At 50.3% G+C, this 15,425-nt stretch carries 16 protein-coding genes and 1 other RNA gene; 13 read left to right on the top strand and 4 right to left on the bottom strand.

Annotation, left to right across the window (positions count from 1 at the left end; all coding sequences use genetic code 11):
• Positions 1–76: 76 nt before the first annotated feature.
• Positions 77–1,225 (bottom strand): trans-sulfuration enzyme family protein, encoded by a 1,149-nt coding sequence (locus H3L98_RS09280; protein ID WP_027021778.1) that lies wholly within the window; start codon positions 1,223–1,225, stop codon positions 77–79.
• 186 nt (positions 1,226–1,411) lie between these two features.
• Here H3L98_RS09280 and H3L98_RS09275 point away from each other — a divergent pair, with 186 nt between their 5' ends.
• The 4 genes from H3L98_RS09275 (at position 1,412) to H3L98_RS09260 (ending at position 4,702) form a co-directional block, all read left to right on the top strand.
• Positions 1,412–2,359 carry a ParA family protein gene (locus H3L98_RS09275; protein ID WP_027021777.1) on the top strand — a complete coding sequence of 316 codons (948 nt, stop codon included), beginning with the start codon at positions 1,412–1,414 and terminating at the stop codon, positions 2,357–2,359.
• Positions 2,356–2,754, top strand: a complete 399-nt coding sequence (locus H3L98_RS09270) for a hypothetical protein (RefSeq protein ID WP_027021776.1) — start codon at positions 2,356–2,358, stop codon at positions 2,752–2,754. Before H3L98_RS09275 ends, H3L98_RS09270 begins: the two co-directional genes overlap by 4 nt.
• A 21-nt stretch (positions 2,755–2,775) precedes the next feature.
• Positions 2,776–4,158: an argininosuccinate lyase gene (gene argH, locus H3L98_RS09265; protein ID WP_027021775.1), complete on the top strand. Its 1,383-nt coding sequence runs from the start codon at positions 2,776–2,778 to the stop codon at positions 4,156–4,158.
• Positions 4,159–4,327: 169 nt separating this feature from the next.
• Positions 4,328–4,702 carry a surface-adhesin E family protein gene (locus H3L98_RS09260; protein WP_051532021.1) on the top strand — a complete coding sequence of 125 codons (375 nt, stop codon included), beginning with the start codon at positions 4,328–4,330 and terminating at the stop codon, positions 4,700–4,702.
• 33 nt (positions 4,703–4,735) lie between these two features.
• On the opposite strand, the gene H3L98_RS09255 is transcribed toward H3L98_RS09260, so the two are convergent.
• Positions 4,736–4,882, bottom strand: a complete 147-nt coding sequence (locus H3L98_RS09255; RefSeq protein WP_156932241.1) for a hypothetical protein — start codon at positions 4,880–4,882, stop codon at positions 4,736–4,738.
• Between H3L98_RS09255 and pyrB the strand changes: the two genes are divergently transcribed.
• Together pyrB and pyrI are read left to right on the top strand one after the other, a co-directional pair.
• Positions 4,881–5,801, top strand: a complete 921-nt coding sequence (pyrB, locus tag H3L98_RS09250; protein WP_027021773.1) for an aspartate carbamoyltransferase — start codon at positions 4,881–4,883, stop codon at positions 5,799–5,801. The two genes, H3L98_RS09255 and pyrB, sit on opposite strands and share 2 nt — an antisense overlap.
• 11 nt (positions 5,802–5,812) lie before the next feature.
• A complete protein-coding gene (gene pyrI / locus H3L98_RS09245) occupies positions 5,813–6,271 on the top strand; it encodes an aspartate carbamoyltransferase regulatory subunit (protein ID WP_027021772.1) in 459 nt (152 codons plus the stop codon).
• Positions 6,272–6,512: 241 nt separating this feature from the next.
• Here pyrI and ffs read toward each other — a convergent pair.
• An RNA gene (ffs, locus tag H3L98_RS09240) (signal recognition particle sRNA small type) lies at positions 6,513–6,609 on the bottom strand.
• A gap of 308 nt (positions 6,610–6,917) precedes the next feature.
• Here ffs and H3L98_RS09235 point away from each other — a divergent pair.
• The 7 genes from H3L98_RS09235 to pyk all read left to right on the top strand — a co-directional run bounded on the left by H3L98_RS09235 (position 6,918) and on the right by pyk (position 13,010).
• On the top strand, positions 6,918–7,481 hold the full coding sequence (locus H3L98_RS09235; RefSeq protein WP_051532020.1) for a cytochrome b: 564 nt from the start codon (positions 6,918–6,920) through the stop codon (positions 7,479–7,481).
• 96 nt (positions 7,482–7,577) lie between these two features.
• Positions 7,578–7,940 carry an Mth938-like domain-containing protein gene (locus H3L98_RS09230; RefSeq protein ID WP_027021771.1) on the top strand — a complete coding sequence of 121 codons (363 nt, stop codon included), beginning with the start codon at positions 7,578–7,580 and terminating at the stop codon, positions 7,938–7,940.
• A gap of 122 nt (positions 7,941–8,062) precedes the next feature.
• Positions 8,063–8,350: a co-chaperone GroES gene (locus H3L98_RS09225; protein ID WP_027021770.1), complete on the top strand. Its 288-nt coding sequence runs from the start codon at positions 8,063–8,065 to the stop codon at positions 8,348–8,350.
• Positions 8,351–8,407: 57 nt separating this feature from the next.
• Positions 8,408–10,057, top strand: a complete 1,650-nt coding sequence (groL, locus tag H3L98_RS09220) for a chaperonin GroEL (RefSeq protein ID WP_027021769.1) — start codon at positions 8,408–8,410, stop codon at positions 10,055–10,057.
• A 49-nt stretch (positions 10,058–10,106) separates the two neighbouring features.
• Positions 10,107–10,265, top strand: coding sequence for a hypothetical protein (locus H3L98_RS09215; RefSeq protein WP_156932239.1), 159 nt, complete (start codon positions 10,107–10,109; stop codon positions 10,263–10,265).
• Between the two features lie 126 nt (positions 10,266–10,391).
• Positions 10,392–11,441: an outer membrane beta-barrel protein gene (locus H3L98_RS09210; protein WP_246327812.1), complete on the top strand. Its 1,050-nt coding sequence runs from the start codon at positions 10,392–10,394 to the stop codon at positions 11,439–11,441.
• 108 nt (positions 11,442–11,549) lie between these two features.
• Positions 11,550–13,010 carry a pyruvate kinase gene (gene pyk / locus H3L98_RS09205; RefSeq protein ID WP_027021767.1) on the top strand — a complete coding sequence of 487 codons (1,461 nt, stop codon included), beginning with the start codon at positions 11,550–11,552 and terminating at the stop codon, positions 13,008–13,010.
• A 63-nt stretch (positions 13,011–13,073) separates the two neighbouring features.
• On the opposite strand, the gene dinG is transcribed toward pyk, so the two are convergent.
• On the bottom strand, positions 13,074–15,209 hold the full coding sequence (gene dinG / locus H3L98_RS09200) for an ATP-dependent DNA helicase DinG (protein ID WP_027021766.1): 2,136 nt from the start codon (positions 15,207–15,209) through the stop codon (positions 13,074–13,076).
• Positions 15,210–15,425: the final 216 nt, after the last annotated feature.

The raw sequence follows: 15,425 nt of genomic DNA, 5'->3' as shown, positions 1-15,425 counted from the left end.
GGTATTCCTTTGATTGCATTAATTATTGTGGTTGACGAAAATCGCAACGCCGTATCGTTGCGATTTTCGTCAACTATTAGGCGCGTAAGGCTTGGTCAATGTCCGCCCAAATATCTTCAATATCTTCAATGCCCACCGAAAAGCGCAACAGGCTTTCGCTGATGCCCAAAGCGGTTTTGACTTCGTGCGCCATGCCGCTGTGCGACTGCGAATAGCTGTGGTTAATCAGGCTTTCTACGCCGCCCAAGCTGGAAGCCAACTGAAACAGTTTCAGGTTTTTTACCACTTGGTTGGCAGCGGCAACGGTATTGTTTTTTAAGGAAACGCTGACCACGCCGCCAAAGCCTCGCATTTGCCGTTTGGCTAATTCGTGGTGTTCGTGTTGGGGCAAACCGGGGTAGTAGATTTTATCGACAGCAGGGTGATGTTGCAGACGTTGTGCCAGTTCAAAGGCGTTGTCGCAATGCCGTTGCATGCGTACTGCCAAGGTTTTGATGCCGCGTAATACCAGCCAGCAGTCCATCGGTGCGGCAACTGCGCCTGTTTGTACCAGCATGGTGTTGAGTTGTTTGGCTAAAGCGGCATCTTTAACTGCTGCCACGCCCATCAGCACGTCTGAATGTCCGCATAAGTATTTGGTGGCAGAATGAAACACAATATCGCAACCCATGCTTAAGGGGTTTTGCAGATAGGGCGAAGCAAAGGTGTTGTCTACGCCCACCAATGCGCCTGCGGCTTTGGCTTTGCGGGCAAGGGCTTCAATATCCACCAAGCGCAACAGCGGGTTAGAAGGGCTTTCCAGCCAAACCAGTTTGACGGGCTGTTGTGCCAAAATGCGGTCTAATTCGGCGGGGTCGCACAGGTCGGCAAAGATTACGTTTACGCCCCAAGCAGCATAAACTTCTGTGAGCAAATCGTAGCTGCCGCCGTAAATGTCGCGCACGGCAACAATGGTATCTTGTGGACGCAGCACGGTGCGGAAAATGCAGTCAATGCCCGCAATGCCGCTGGCAAAGGCAAAACCGTGTGTGCCTTGTTCCAGCGCAGCAATGGTTTGTTCCAACACGCTGCGGGTGGGGTTGCCCAAGCGGGAATATTTATACGCTGCCTGTTCGCCGATTTCGTGCAGGGCAAACATGCTGTTTTGGTAAATCGGCGGCATAATGGCGCGGTTGTGCTGGTCGGGGTCGTAAGCGGCGTGAATCAATTCGGTGGCAAAGCGCATGGCGGGGTTTCCTTTATCAAACAGGTCAAACGGAAAGGCAGAAAAACGGCAATGGTAACGGTTTTTTGGTTTTCCTAAAACCATGCTGCGCCGATTGGCACGGATTTACTGCTGTGCAGGTGGTTTGCGGGTATAATTCTGTAAATCTTGTTTATTGGTTCAGATAAACTTTAGGAAAGTTTAAAAATGGATATTGTTGCGGTAATTAACTATAAGGGTGGTGTAGGAAAAACTACAGTTACCTCGAATTTGGCTGCAGGCTTGGCGTGGTCTGGTAAAAAAGTGTTACTCATTGATACTGATGCCCAAGCCAGTTTGACTTTTTCATTTATTAAGCCTGATGAGTGGGATCAAAAATACAAAGATGATAAAACCATCAAGTCTTGGTTTGATGCAATTGGAGAAAGTAAAGAGCCGCCCCCATTAAAGGATTTTATTATTACGCCGAAAAATGTCAATCAACATAAAAGTATTATGAGGGCGAATGGCAGAATTGATTTAATCTGCTCGCATTTAGGTTTGTTGAATGTGGATTTGGTGTTGGCTACATTATTGGGCGGTGCCAATATGGAACAAACCAAGCGGCGTTATATTCAGGTGCATGGCAAATTGCGGGCAGCGATTGAAACTTTAGCAAATGAAAGTGATTATGATATTGTATTGATTGACTGTCCGCCGAATTTTAATATTGTTACAAAAAACGCTATTGTTGCTGCTGAAAAAATTCTTATTCCTGCAAAGCCTGATTATTTGTCTACACTGGGGATTGATTATTTAGAGAGAAATGTTCAACTCTTGGTTAAGGAATTTAATGAGTTTGCTTCTTTTGGTACTGATGAAGTCATAGAAAAAATTCAACCTGAAATTATGGGAGTAATTTTTACGATGATTCAGATTCAAAGTAATGCCATTATTTCTGCACAGAAGCAATTTGTTGCTCAAACACGCCGTTTAGGTTTGAATGTCTTTAAATCCTATATCCGAGATAATAAGACCCTATTTTCCGTGGCACCTCAAACCATGATTCCCGTTGTGCTGCATCATCATTCCGCATTGGTTCATATTATTGATGAAATTAGGAAATTTGTGAAAGAGTTTGAAGAAAAATTATCTAATGGAAGTTCGGCAACATGAGTGATGAAACCAATAGTGTATTGATGGATAAGGTGTTTGAAGCTCTGGATAAGTTGTCGCCGCAAGAGTTGGAACGCTTGCTTGACCCGAAATATGAAGTAATAATTAAAGTTATTCGGGTAAAACAATCAAAAGAAATATCTCAAGCTATTTTGGATAATGATGAAATGCAAAATATTTTGGCAAGATTGAATGATTGTGGTCAGCGTGATGAGGCACATGAATTTTTAATTTCTCACTATCCGACAAAAAAGTATTTACAACGCATTGCACAAGAATTGGAGATTTTGGTTTCAAAATCAGACAAAGTGGCAGAATTGCGGGAGCGTATTGTAGAGGCGACTGTCGGTGCAAAAATTCGTTCCAAAGCAATACAAAAAATTGATTCTAAATAAATCCTTTTGGAAGAAAGAAATATGAGCAGCAATAAAACTTGGTCGGGGCGTTTTAACGAGCCTGTTTCCGAATTGGTAAAGCAATACACGGGTTCAATTGATTTTGACAAACGTTTGGCGCAGGCAGATATTCAAGGTTCGCTGGCGCACGCGCAAATGTTGCACGAAGCAGGCATTTTGTCGGCACAAGATTTGTTGGATATTCAAAGCGGTATGGCGCAGATTCAGGACGAAATCGCAGCGGGTAAGTTGGAATGGTCGCTGGACTTGGAAGACGTGCACATGAATATCGAACGCCGCTTAACCGACAAAATCGGTGATGCGGGCAAACGTTTGCACACGGGGCGCAGCCGCAACGACCAAGTCGCCACCGATATCCGCCTGTGGCTGCGCGGCGAAATTGACGTGATTCGCAGCCTGATTCGTGATGTACAGTCGGCTTTGGCGCAACTGGCGCAGCAAAATGCCGATGTGGTGATGCCGGGCTTTACCCATTTGCAGGTGGCGCAACCTGTTAGCTTTGGACATCATATGCTGGCGTATGTGGAAATGCTAGGGCGCGACGACGAGCGCATGGCGGATTGCCGCAAACGGGTAAACCGTATGCCTTTGGGCGCGGCGGCGCTGGCGGGAACAACGTTTCCGATTCGCCGCGAAACCACTGCCAAGCTATTGGATTTTGAAGAAATCTGCCAAAACTCGCTGGACGCGGTTTCCGACCGCGATTTTGCCATTGAATTTACCGCCGCCGCTTCGCTGTTGATGATTCATTTAAGCCGTTTGAGCGAAGAGTTGATTGTGTGGATGAGTCCGCGTTTTGGTTTTATTGATATTGCCGACCGTTTTTGTACGGGTTCGTCCATTATGCCGCAGAAAAAAAATCCCGACGTGCCCGAGCTGGTGCGCGGCAAATCGGGGCGCGTGATTGGGCATTTGACGGGGCTGCTGGTGTTGATGAAGTCACAGCCTTTGGCGTACAACAAAGACAATCAGGAAGACAAAGAGCCTTTGTTTGACACGGTGGACACGGTGGTGGACACGCTGCGGATTTACGCCGATATGATGCGCGGCATTACCGTGAAACCCGACAATATGCGTGCGGCGGTGTTGCAAGGCTTTGCCACGGCAACGGATTTGGCGGACTATCTGGTGAAAAAAGGCGTACCGTTCCGCGACAGCCACGAAGTCGTTGCCCAAGCCGTGCGCCATGCCGAACAAAACGGCTGCGATTTGGTGGATTTGTCTTTGGACGTGTTGCGTGGCTTCAGCAGCCTGATTGAGGCCGACGTGTTTGCCGTACTCACGCCCGAAGGCAGCTTAAATGCGCGTAACCATTTGGGCGGCACTGCCCCCGAACAGGTACGCGCCCAAGCTGCCCGTTGGCTGGCGCAGCTGGCGGATTAACGCGAAAACGTTGCGTTTTTACACCGCGCCTTTGTGGTAAATCACCGTAAATTTTACATTTTTCGGTGAGACGTTTACCATAAAGGCGCGGTTTTGTGCCGTTTACGCCGCACCCGTGCCATCAGGCAGAGTAGCTTTAATTCTTCCTAAACAAATTAAAGGAATTGCAATGAAATTACCTGTTTTCGTTGTGTGCTTGCTGTGTGCCGCAAACTGCGCTTTTGCCGCCGATTGGATAGCGGTGGGTTCGGAAGGCAAACACGCCGTTTACGGCGATTTGGAAAGCCGTACCGCCAACCGCGCATGGTTTGACCGTACCCATGCACCTACCAAAAAATACCTGTTTAACCAACATTTTTCCGAAAGAATTTTGGAAGAAGCCGATTGTGGCAATCGCCTGATTCGCGTGGTGTACGCCACCCGCCACGACAAAACAGGACGCATCATTGACAGCCGTGGCACAGACCTAGAGTGGCAACACGTTATCCCCGACACCTTTGGCGAAGCCGCCTTTCACTTTATCTGCGCCCATTATCCCTTGTAGGCAAGAGCAAATCGTCCTATAATCGCCGCCGTTTTAGCCATGATTATCTGATGATGACTGCCGTTTGCCACTGCTTTGTTTTGACTGCATTTGCGCTGTGGCGGTTGTTATTTTCCAGCCCGTTTCGTTTTCGCGATACGGGCTTTTTGCCGTCTTTTGCCGATAAGGAATCGCCATCATGCCCAATCCGCTTTACCGACAACACCTGATTTCCATTGCCGATTTGCGTACCGAGCAACTGCAAGCCCTGCTGGATACCGCGCTCAAGCTTAAACGCGAACCCCGCAACGACCTGTTAAAAGACAAACTGATTGCCTCGTGTTTTTACGAACCGTCCACCCGCACCCGTTTATCGTTTGAAACCGCCGTTCAGCGTTTGGGCGGAAAAATTATCGGTTTTTCAGACGGCGGACACACCAGTGCCAAAAAAGGCGAAACCCTTGCCGATGCTTCGCGCATTGTATCGGGCTATGCCGATGCTCTGATTCAACGCCACCCCCAAGACGGCGCAGCCCGTATCGCTGCCGAATTTTCGTCCGTACCCGTGATTAACGCAGGCGACGGCACCAACCAGCACCCCAGCCAAACCCTGTTAGACCTTGTAACCATTTACGAAACCCAAGGCACGCTGGAAGGCTTGGGAATTGCCATGTGTGGCGATTTAAAATACGGGCGTACTGTCCATTCGCTCGCCCAAGCCCTCAAAAACTTCGGCTGCCGTTTTGCCTTTGTGTCGCCGCCCAGCTTGGCGATGCCTGCCTACATCACCGAAGAGCTGGACGAAGCAGGTTGCGCGTGGCAAGTGTTGCCCGATTTGGAAAGTGCTGTCGCGTGGGCAGATATTTTGTACATGACCCGCGTACAGCGCGAGCGTTTTGATGCCGAAGAATTCGCCAAAATTCAAGGCAAATTCAATTTACACGCCCATATGTTAGCCCATGCCAAAAGCAATTTGCGCGTTTTGCACCCGCTGCCGCGTGTCGATGAAATCCACCCCGATGTAGATGCTACCGAACACGCCTACTATTTTGAACAGGCACAAAACGGCGTGTATGCGCGTATGGCAATTTTATCTTTGATTTTGAACGAAGAAGTATAAGGATTCCCGCTATGGAACAAAACACCCTCAGCGTACAGGCGATTGAAAACGGCACTGTAATTGACCACATTCCCGCAGGATTAGGCTTAACCATTTTGCGCCAATTTAAGCTGTTGGCATACGGCAGCGCCGTTACCGTGGGTTTTAACCTGCCCAGTCAAACCCAAGGTAAAAAAGACATTATCAAAATCAAAGAAGTGAGTTTTTCAGAGCAAGATGCCAACCGTTTGGCACTGTTTGCCCCCGAAGCGGTGGTCAATACCATCCGCGATTTTAAAGTGGTGCAAAAACTGCCGCTGCGCCTGCCCGACACCATTAGCGAAGTGTTCCGCTGCCCCAATGCCAATTGCGCCAGCCACAGCAATCCCGTTAGCAGCCGTTTTTATGTGAAACAGCAAAACGGACAAACCCGACTCAAATGCCATTATTGCGAAAAAACCTTTGCGCGGGAAGCAGTGGCGGAATCTTAATATCCAAGCTGCAAGCACAGGGCAGTTGGCTTGTCCTGTGCTGTAGCTGCTGGCATCAATATCAATTGATTACAAGGGTATCAAGCCATGTATGCCAATACAAAACTTAATCTTTGTTAACAGGTGTTTGCATTTATAAACACAGGCATGGTGCTATCAAAAATCCCTGAAAAGATAAAAACCCGCATCGTTACTGATACGGGTTTTTATCTCAACCAGAAAGGAAATCATCATGATAAAGGGTAGCGAGCCAGACCTCCGGCACTGACTTTTCCAAGTGGGCTGCTGGCTTCCGCCCCTGACCCGTTGCCTGAAATTGCCATGCGGAGAGACCCGCTACTGCGTGCGCATTATACCCAGCCGCGCCAAAACTGCAAGCGTTTTGGCATAGAATTTTTATCGGTTTGTTGTGCGGTGTTGTATTTACATAAAATTAAAATATTTTTCAGTTTGAAACTTTGCTGTTGATGGCGATAAAATGTGCTTTTATGGGATGGTATGCAAATCCTACCCAATCGGGGCAATACGTAGGGCTGCGCTTAATGTGTTGTCCTGTGTGTTGAAACACCTTTGTTAAAATTTTGTTGAAATATGATTTTATCAATCGCGTATAATATTGTTTTTTAAACTGGATGGAAATTTGAGTATGTTTGCTTCGGATACGCCGCAATATTACGGTACGGTAAGCCGTGTGCTGCATTGGTTGATGGTGGTTTTGTGTGCTTTTATGCTGTTTACCGCAGCAGCTTGGACTTATAACGAGGAATATTTAAGCCTGATGGCTTATCATAAAAGTGTGGGCTTTGTGCTGATGGTGTTGGTGGTGCTGCGGCTGGTGTGGGCGTTGTGGCAGCGGGGCAAACGTCCGCGCAGCCATGTGGGGGCGCATATCGGGCATGGTGTGTTGTATGTGCTGATGCTGGCTGTGCCTGCGGTGGCGTTGTTGCGCCAATACGGGGCAGCGGGGCAGGACTTGGAAGTGTTTGGTGTGCAGGTAATGACGGCTGCGCCCGAGCGCATTCAGTGGATGACCAAATTAGGCGGTTGGCACGGCGAATTGGCTTGGGCGTTGTTTGCTTTGGCAGGTGGACATATTTTGTTTGCCATTATTCATCAGATTCGCGGCGAAAAACTGATTAACCGCATGGCAGGTCCGCGCCGTGATGTTTCGCCTGCGCCGTCTGATTCCAGCCAAACTGCTGATAAATAAAAACCAATACATACACCATACCGCGCCTTGTGCGCGGTTTTTGCTGTTTGCGGGGCAATGCGCTACCATCGCGCCTTTATATAAACAGGTTGGATAATGGATATTGAAGAAATCCACTGCGAACGCGCCGTAATTGAAGGCATGGACGAGCAGGGCATTGTGATTGACGGACAGCATTATCAGCGCGTTACCGTGTCGGCAGACGGGGCAATTTCTGTTCCAGATGAAACATTGTGGCAGGACTTGACTGCCGACAGTTTTCAAGCCGCGCAGCAGGCAGGCGCGGAAGTGGTGTTGTTGGGAACGGGCAGCAAACAGCAGTTTGTCCACCCCAAAATCATGGCAGCGTTGGCAGCGCAGGGCATGGGCTTGGAGTGCATGACCACCGCCGCTGCCTGTCGTACCTTTACCCTGCTGCAAAGCGAAGGACGCAAAGTGTGGGCGTGGTTGTGGTTATGAAAAAACCAATGTTTTCAAGCACAGAAAAAAAATTTTGTTGCCAGTGCTTGAATTCGTCTGCCGCAGCCCTATTTAGCGGGCTGTATTGATTTACTAGCCAACTTATTTTTGGAGAAACACACATGACTATCCGTCCTCTGCACGACCGCGTGGTTGTAAAACGCCTTGAAGCCGAAGAAAAAACCGCATCGGGTATTATCCTGCCCGGTTCGGCTGCCGAAAAACCCGATATGGGCGAAATCATCGCCGTGGGCGAAGGCAAGCGCGGTAAAGACGGCGAGCGTCGTCCTTTAGACGTTAAAGTGGGCAATAAAGTGATTTTCGGCAAATACAGCGGTCAAACCGTTAAAGTAGATGGCGAAGAACTGCTGGTAATGCGCGAAGAAGACATTTTCGGTATTGTAGAATAAGTTTTCAGACTTTCTGTAACTGGTTAAAAGAATTTAATTTATTGGAGTGAAAGCCAAATGGCAGCAAAAGACGTACAATTCGGCGCAGACGTGCGCCAAAAAATGGTTAACGGCGTAAACGTATTGGCAAACGCCGTGCGCGTAACTTTAGGTCCTAAAGGACGCAACGTGGTATTGGATCGTTCATTCGGCGGTCCGCACATCACCAAAGACGGCGTATCCGTTGCCAAAGAAATTGAGCTGAAAGACAAATTTGAAAACATGGGCGCACAAATGGTTAAGGAAGTGGCTTCCAAAACCAATGATGTAGCGGGCGACGGTACGACTACCGCCACCGTTTTGGCGCAATCCATTGTTGCCGAAGGCATGAAATATGTGACCGCAGGCATGAATCCCACTGATTTGAAACGCGGTATTGACAAAGCCGTTGCCGCTTTGGTGGACGAATTGGCAAACATCGCCAAGCCCTGCGAAACTTACGAACAAATCGCCCAAGTGGGTTCTATTTCTGCCAACTCTGATGAATCTGTGGGCAAAATCATTGCCGATGCCATGCAAGAAGTGGGCAAAGAAGGCGTGATTACCGTTGAAGACGGTAAGTCTTTGGAAAACGAGCTGGAAGTGGTAAAAGGTATGCAGTTTGACCGCGGTTACCTGTCGCCCTACTTCGTGAATGATGTGGAAAAACAAATCGCTGGTTTGGACAGCCCGTTTGTGTTGCTGTTTGATAAAAAAATCAGCAATATCCGTGATTTGTTGCCCGTTTTGGAACAAGTTGCCAAAACCAGCCGCCCCTTGTTGATTATTGCTGAAGACGTGGAAGGCGAAGCCTTGGCGACTTTGGTGGTGAACAACATCCGCGGTATTCTGAAAACCGTTGCCGTAAAAGCCCCCGGTTTCGGCGACCGCCGCAAAGCCATGTTGCAAGACATCGCCATTTTGACCGGCGGTACCGTGATTGCGGAAGAAGTGGGTCTGTCTTTGGAACAAGCCACTTTGGAACATTTGGGTCAAGCCAAACGCATTGAAATCGGTAAAGAAAACACCACCATTATTGACGGTGCAGGCGATAAAGCCGCTGTTGAAGCGCGTGTGGGCGAAATCCGCAAACAAATTGAAACCGCCACCAGCGACTACGACAAAGAGAAGCTGCAAGAACGTGTTGCCAAATTGGCAGGCGGCGTGGCTGTGATTAAAGTGGGCGCAGCCACCGAAGTGGAAATGAAAGAGAAAAAAGACCGCGTAGATGATGCCTTGCACGCTACCCGTGCTGCGGTAGAAGAAGGCGTGGTTGCGGGTGGTGGCGTGGCGCTGCTGCGTGCGCGTGCTGCTTTGAGCAAAGTACACGCCGACAACGCCGACCAAGAAGCAGGCGTAAAAATTGTGCTGCGTGCGGTTGAGTCTCCCCTGCGTCAAATCGTTGCCAATGCAGGCGGCGAAGCTTCTGTTGTGGTAAACAAAGTGTTGGAAGGCGAAGGCAACTTCGGTTACAACGCGGGCAACGACAGCTATGGCGACATGATTGCCATGGGTGTGCTGGACCCCGCCAAAGTTACCCGCTCTGCGCTGCAACACGCTGCGTCTATTGCTGGTTTGATGCTGACTACCGAGTGCATGATTGCCGAACTGCCTGAAGACAAAGCTGCTGCGCCTGATATGTCTGGTATGGGTGGCATGGGCGGTATGGGTGGCATGGGCATGATGTAATGCCCGATACCCGACAGCCTTAACCGTTTTCGGTAACGCTGCCAACGGATTGTCTGCCAAGCTGCAAGGCTGGGGCAGGCAATCCGTTTTTTGTCCGAGTGTGGCAGTGGGTTTTTTATCCCCGTATTCTCTTGCCAAACAGCAGCTTTCGCGTTTACAATCCGCATGGGATTCCGATACTGCCGATAATGCCCGATACACAGGCTGACGGCGGCAGCGGACTTCATGCGGGGCAAACGCCTGCCGTTTTCCCTGTGTATGCAAACACTTTAACAAGAGCCTTAACCTCATGAAAAATAAAATTTTATCAATTATATCGGCATTTTGTTTGGCTTTGGGTGCCACCGGTGCGCAAGCCGACATGATTACCGATGCACAGGGCAACGTTGGCTACGATACCGCTGCCGAATGTGATGCTGCCGTCAGCAATGGTACTGCCCGTTTTTATCAGCCTTTCACACACAAACCCCCCTTGCTGCGTAAAGGCGAAAAAGGCGTACAGCAAGCCAAATTGAGCGATTTGGGCGAAGAATACAAAATGGGCGCATGTGATTTGGGCGTAGGGCATAAAGACGGACGCGACGGCGTATCCGTTGCCCTGCAAGGCAAATATGTTCCGTTTGGTCCCGATATGCCGATTAATGCCTATACCGATAACGAAGGTTCGGTGGTGCGCGTAACCATGGGTCAGTGCGACAACTGGTTCAGCGACAACGCGCCCCGTCCCGTACAGTTTGTGAAAGCCAAACCTGCCGAGCCTGTGGCAGAACCGGTAAAAGAGCCTGTTGCCGTTACCGAGCCTGTAGCAGTCAGCGAGCCTGCACCCAAAATGAGTGCTACCCGCATTGCCCCCTATGTATTCGGTACTTTGGGCTTTTTGCATGACGGTGTGAAAATCAGCAACAATACCACCATTACCCACCCCTACCGCAAAGACCAAGCACAGATTAATGTCAACCAAGACAGCGATGATGTGCGTTTGGGCGCACAAGTGGGCGCGGGGGTGCAGTTTAACGACCTGTTGGGCGCGGAACTGTTCTACATGGCAGGTCGCCGTCATCACTATAAAGAATTTATTTGTGCTTTGAACCGCACTTTCGGTGCGCGTGCCACCATCGGCGGCAACATCAACGAGCGTTTGCGCGTATTCGGTAAAGTGGGTGCGGCAGGCGTACAGCACGACAGTAAAGAAATCAACAAAGGCAAATACGTTGCCCGTCCGACTGCAGGCGTGGGCGTAACCTACGGCTTGAACGATAACTGGGCTGTGCGTGCCGATTACGACCATGTATTCCGCTTGAAAGATGCCAAACGTGCCAAAAACCAAGGCGCGGAATGGAAAGGCGCGAACTACTTGGGCGCAGGCGTACAATACAAATTCTAATGGTGGTTTAAACCGTTGATTTTGTAATCTCCGCCGCAAAAGGGTATCGGATTCGCCGTTGCCCTTTTGCGGTATTTTTATTTATTTTTGTAATAAGGATAATGCTTCATGACACACCATCGGGATACCACCCGCATCCGCCACAACACCAAAATCATCGCCACGTTAGGACCTGCCAGCAATAATGTTGCCCTGTTGCGCGATATGATTATGGCTGGGGGCGTGAATGTGGTTCGTTTTAATTTTAGCCACGGCACCGCCGAATTTCACGAAGAAAACGCCAAAATCGTGCGTCGTGCCGCCGAAGAAGCCGAGCGCGAAGTGGCGATTATGGCGGATTTGCAAGGTCCGAAAATCCGCGTAGGCAAAATTGCAGACGGTGCGGTGGCACTGAAAGAAGGCGCAAACTTGATTTTAGATGCGGCGTTTACGGGCGAAGGCACGGGCGAGCGCATCGGTTTGGATTACCGCGAACTGCCCAATGATGTCCGCGCAGGCGATGTGCTGTTGTTGGACGACGGTTTGCTGACCTTGACGGTAAACGAGGTGCGCGGCAGCGAAATTTTGACGACTGTGAAAAACAGCCATGTTTTAAAAAGCAATAAAGGCATCAACAAACAAGGCGGCGGATTGAGCGCGGGGGCATTGACCGAAAAAGATTTTCGCGATTTGAAAACCGCGATTAAAATCGGTTGTGATTATGTGGCGGTGAGCTTTGTGAAAGATGCTGCCGATATGGAATTGGCGCGTAAACACATTGATGCAGAATGCACAGACGGGGTGAAACCTGGTTTGGTGGCGAAAATTGAGCGCGTAGAAGCCATTGAAAATTTAGATGAAATTATTAAGGCTTCAGACGGAATTATGGTGGCGCGGGGCGATTTGGCGGTGGAAGTGGGTAATGCTGCCGTGCCTGCGCTGCAAAAACGCATGATTCAACGCGCCCGCGAATTGCGCCGTTTCAGCATTACCGCCACGCAGATGATGGAAAGCATGATTGAAAATCCTGTGCCTACCCGCGCTGAAGTCAGCGATGTTGCCAATGCGGTGTTGGATGGAACGGATGCGGTGATGTGTTCCGCCGAAACCGCGATTGGTAACTATCCGTTTGAAACCGTAATACAAATGGCAAAGATTTGTGCGGCGGTGGAAAAAGAACAGGATTCGCTGGTGGGCGCGGGCGACAGCCATATTCAGGAAACTGGGCGGATTGACCATGCCATTGCGGGTGCGGTGGCGCATATTGCCCGTCATACCCGCGCCAAAGCGGTGGTGGCATTAACCGAGCAGGGCAATACGGCGTTTCAAATCAGCCGTTATGAGCTGTTGATTCCCGTTTATGCGCTTACGCCCAGCCATTTGGTGCAACGGCGCATGGCGATGTACCGTGGGGTGCGTCCGCTGCGTTTGGCGGTAAGCTGTAACCACGATACGGCGTTGGCGGAAGTAGAGGCTTTGTTGAAATCGCGCGGATTATTGGAAAGCGGCGACCAATATATTATTACCAGCGGGCAGAAAATGTGCCACAGCGGTTCAACGGATACTTTGCAGGTGGTTCAAGCTGCTTAATGTTGTTGATTGAAATTTGAAAAAACAACGGACAAGATTTGCAGAAATCTTGTCCGTTTTGGTTTAGGCAATGCGGCGGAACGGCGGCAAACACGCCAGCATTTGTCGTCCGTAGGCATGGGTCAGTACGCGGTTGTCTAAAATGGTCACGCGCCCGTAATCGCTTTCGGTGCGAATCAGCCTGCCTACTGCCTGTACCAGTTTTACGCTGGCTTCGGGGACGGTGATTTCCATAAACGGACGACCGCCGCGTTGTTCAATCCAGCGGTTTTGGGTTTGGTCTATCGGGTGGTCGGGAATGGAAAACGGCAGTTTGGCGATAATCACATGAACGCAGGCAATCCCCGGTAAATCCAAGCCTTCGGCAAAGCTGTCCAAACCAAAAATAATGCTGGCTTTGCCTTCTGCCAATGCCTGATGGTGTTGTGCCAGCAGCGCGGATTTGCTGTGTTCGCCCTGCATCAGCAGATAGGGCAAGTGGGATTCGGGCAGGCGCAGGGCAACGTCCTGCATTTGCCGCCGCGAGGAAAACAGCACCAGCGTACCGACTGCAGCATCGGGGTCTATCAGCTTGGGTAACCATTCGGCAACGGCTTCGGTGTGGGCGGCGGGGTCTTTGGGGCTGACCGACAACGGCGGAATGTATAATTCGCCCTGTTTGGCAAAATCAAACGGGCTTGCCAATGCCAGCGTTTGCACCTTTGGAAACCAATTTAAACCTGTTTGTCGTAACAGCAAATCAAACACGCCCAAGCTGCGTAAGGTGGCGGAAGTCAGCACCGCGCCCGCAGCGCGTTTCCATAATCCGTTTGCCAACTGCGTGGCGGCGCTGATGGGGCTGGCGCAAAACTGCCATTCGGTTTTGCCGTTGTGTGTGTGGGCGGTAATCCATTTGGCGGTAGGGGCTTGGTTTTCATCGGCGCGTTGTGTTGCCATTTGCGCCCACACAGCGGCGATTTGTTCTGCCTGTGCCGTCAGTGCGCCGAATTCTACCGACAAACGGTCAATCTGAAAGGTATCGGCATCTTTTTCGCGCCGCGCTGCCAACAAGGCATCGCGCAGGGCATGAATGTGTTTTAACAGTGTGTGGGAAGCGGTAAAGCTGTTGCCCACCAAATCTTGCCAACCATCGGGAATATCGCCGTCTTGCCACAGCCACACGCTTTCGTGTCCGTCTGGCTGTGGGGTCAGTTCTTCTACAGCAGGCAAACGCGCCTGCCATTCGTCCCAACATTCGCCCAATGCCAAAGCGGCATCGTCTGCCAAATCCGCCAAAGCATCTTTATCGCAAACAGCGGTGATTTTCGCGCTTAACTGGGGCAGTTTGTCCACCAGCCACAAAGCCTGTTTCCAAGAATGTTCTGCTGCAAAACGCATTAACGCTTTTTTAGGAAGGTGATGGGCTTCGTCTATGCAGTAAAAACTTTGTTCGGGTTCGGGCAGAATCACGCCGCCACCCATATTGATGTCTGCCATCAGTAAATCGTGATTGGCAACAATCACATCAACATTATCCAAACTTTCCCGCGCCAGAAAAAACGGGCATTCGGCGCGGTTGGGGCAACTGCTTTTTAAGCAGTCTTGATGGCTGCTGGCAACGCGCATCCATACGGGTTCGGACATTTCGCCTGTCCAAGTGTCGCGGTCGCCGTCAAAACGGCGTGCGGCAAAGGCATCAGCCCATTCTTTTAACAGGGCGTTGTCGCGGGGCGTGGGTTTGCTGTCGGACAGCAAAGCGGGGTCAAAGGTAAATAGCGCGGATTGTTCGGGGTGTTGGGTTAGGCGGTAGAGTTTGTACGGGCAAAGGTAACGTCCGCGCCCTTTTGCCAGCGCAAAACGGATGTCCAAACCGCTTTTTTCTGCCAACAAGGGCAAATCGCGCCCCACCAGTTGTTCTTGCAGCGCCACCGTGGCACTGGACACCACCAGCCGTTTGCTGCGTGTTTGCGCCAGCACCGCGCCTGCCAGCAGATACGCCAAACTTTTGCCTACGCCTGTCGGTCCTTCAATCACGGCAATGCTTTCGCCTTCACGCGGGGGAAATGTGCCGTCTGAATGGGCGGGCAGGCTGCGGGCAAAGGCGTTGGCAACGGCTGCCAGCATTTCGCGTTGGGCGGCGCGGGGGCGGAAATGGGGCAGGTTTTCGGCGAGGGTGCGGTAGTGGTCGCGGATGGCGTTTTTTTCCAAATCGGTGAGCATGGCAGGGCAGTCGGCAAAAGGCGCATTTTATAGCCCTCCAGTTGGCTTGGCTATGGCATTTGGGCGGTGCGGATGCGTTTTGGGGTAGAAAGTAATTTTGCAACAGGCTTTACATAATTAAACGGTTTTTTGCACGCTGATGGAAAATGTGTTACATTCGCAATTAGGAATGATTTTCAATAGTTTTGACGGATAGCTGCTTTGTTAAGATAAGTA

The organism is Conchiformibius steedae (assembly GCF_014054725.1).
GTDB classification, from domain to species: domain Bacteria; phylum Pseudomonadota; class Gammaproteobacteria; order Burkholderiales; family Neisseriaceae; genus Conchiformibius; species Conchiformibius steedae.
Note: the sequence above shows the minus strand (reverse complement) of the source record. Positions and strands in the feature narration are given on the sequence as shown.

Coding starts and splice junctions, on each gene's coding strand:
- H3L98_RS09280 (WP_027021778.1), bottom strand. CDS start 1,225: ATGCGCTTTGCCACCGAATTGATTCACGCCGCTTACGACCCCGACCAG.
- H3L98_RS09275 (WP_027021777.1), top strand. CDS start 1,412: ATGGATATTGTTGCGGTAATTAACTATAAGGGTGGTGTAGGAAAAACT.
- H3L98_RS09270 (WP_027021776.1), top strand. CDS start 2,356: ATGAGTGATGAAACCAATAGTGTATTGATGGATAAGGTGTTTGAAGCT.
- argH (WP_027021775.1), top strand. CDS start 2,776: ATGAGCAGCAATAAAACTTGGTCGGGGCGTTTTAACGAGCCTGTTTCC.
- H3L98_RS09260 (WP_051532021.1), top strand. CDS start 4,328: ATGAAATTACCTGTTTTCGTTGTGTGCTTGCTGTGTGCCGCAAACTGC.
- pyrB (WP_027021773.1), top strand. CDS start 4,881: ATGCCCAATCCGCTTTACCGACAACACCTGATTTCCATTGCCGATTTG.
- H3L98_RS09255 (WP_156932241.1), bottom strand. CDS start 4,882: ATGATGGCGATTCCTTATCGGCAAAAGACGGCAAAAAGCCCGTATCGC.
- pyrI (WP_027021772.1), top strand. CDS start 5,813: ATGGAACAAAACACCCTCAGCGTACAGGCGATTGAAAACGGCACTGTA.
- H3L98_RS09235 (WP_051532020.1), top strand. CDS start 6,918: ATGTTTGCTTCGGATACGCCGCAATATTACGGTACGGTAAGCCGTGTG.
- H3L98_RS09230 (WP_027021771.1), top strand. CDS start 7,578: ATGGATATTGAAGAAATCCACTGCGAACGCGCCGTAATTGAAGGCATG.
- H3L98_RS09225 (WP_027021770.1), top strand. CDS start 8,063: ATGACTATCCGTCCTCTGCACGACCGCGTGGTTGTAAAACGCCTTGAA.
- groL (WP_027021769.1), top strand. CDS start 8,408: ATGGCAGCAAAAGACGTACAATTCGGCGCAGACGTGCGCCAAAAAATG.
- pyk (WP_027021767.1), top strand. CDS start 11,550: ATGACACACCATCGGGATACCACCCGCATCCGCCACAACACCAAAATC.
- dinG (WP_027021766.1), bottom strand. CDS start 15,209: ATGCTCACCGATTTGGAAAAAAACGCCATCCGCGACCACTACCGCACC.